Origin of the sequence: Undibacterium sp. RuRC25W (assembly GCF_049339825.1) — a bacterium.
Classification (GTDB): Bacteria; Pseudomonadota; Gammaproteobacteria; order Burkholderiales; family Burkholderiaceae_D; genus Undibacterium.
The window spans coordinates 1-845 of sequence record NZ_JBMPPD010000078.1 but is presented as its reverse complement, the minus strand read 5'-3'; the positions used below and the strand labels follow the sequence as shown (position 1 = coordinate 845).

The following is an 845-nucleotide window of genomic DNA, read 5'->3' as shown; positions in this document are numbered from 1 at the left end:
TAGGGCGTGTTGACATTTATTTTAACCAAAGCATCGAAGCTGCAATTGCCACAAATGAAGCAAATCGTTCAGCGAGTTTGTCGTATCGCGTTGCAACCCGCCTAAATTGTTTGATGTGAGCAAAGAATCTTTCTACTAAATTCCGGCTTCTGTAATGGTAGCGGTCAAATTCTCTCTGCTCTTTTCGATTCTCTTTCGGTGGAATCACTGCCTTAGCTTTTTTCATGGCAATGCACTCCAGTAGCGCATTGGTGTCGTACGCCTTATCAGCTAATACTGCTTGCGGCTCAATTTCTTTCAATAAAATCTCTGCCTGTGTTGAGTCATGCACATGCCCACCCGTCAGTACAAATCGTGCTAGTTGTCCAAATCCTTCAACGCAGGCATGGATTTTAGTGCCGAAGCCTCCTCGAGATCGACCAAGCGCTTGCTCACCGTTTTTTTTGCAGCACCAGCGGCATGCTGGTGCGCTCGGATCACCGTACTGTCTATTGAGACTTCTTCAATATCTGCATCTTCGCGCAATACCGCAAAAATATTTTGCCACACATTTTTATTCGACCACCGGGCAAACCGGATATAGATGCTATTCCATTTACCAAACTCGACTGGTAAATCTCGCCAAGGGCTACCCGTACGTGCTATCCAAAATACTGCCTCAACAAACCGGCGGTTATCAAGCCCACTACGCCCTCTATCGCCTGCTTTTCCACGTAATAAAGGCGCAATTCGTTCCCATTGATCATCTCTCAACATCAGTCGCAGCATCGTTTCATTCTTTAAAATCTAGAATGTAAACACACTTCGGGAAAAGTTAACAGCTTTTTATATGTCAACACGCCCTA

General features: G+C 45.2%; 1 protein-coding gene. It reads right to left on the bottom strand.

All coding sequences use genetic code 11. The annotated features are described in order from the left end of the window. Positions 1–16: 16 nt before the first annotated feature. A protein-coding gene (locus tag ACO0KV_RS18360) for an IS5 family transposase (protein ID WP_423044597.1) occupies positions 17–768 on the bottom strand; the annotation gives its coding sequence in 2 pieces (ribosomal slippage) (positions 17–435 and positions 435–768; 753 coding nt in all). Between the last annotated feature and the right edge of the window lie 77 nt (positions 769–845).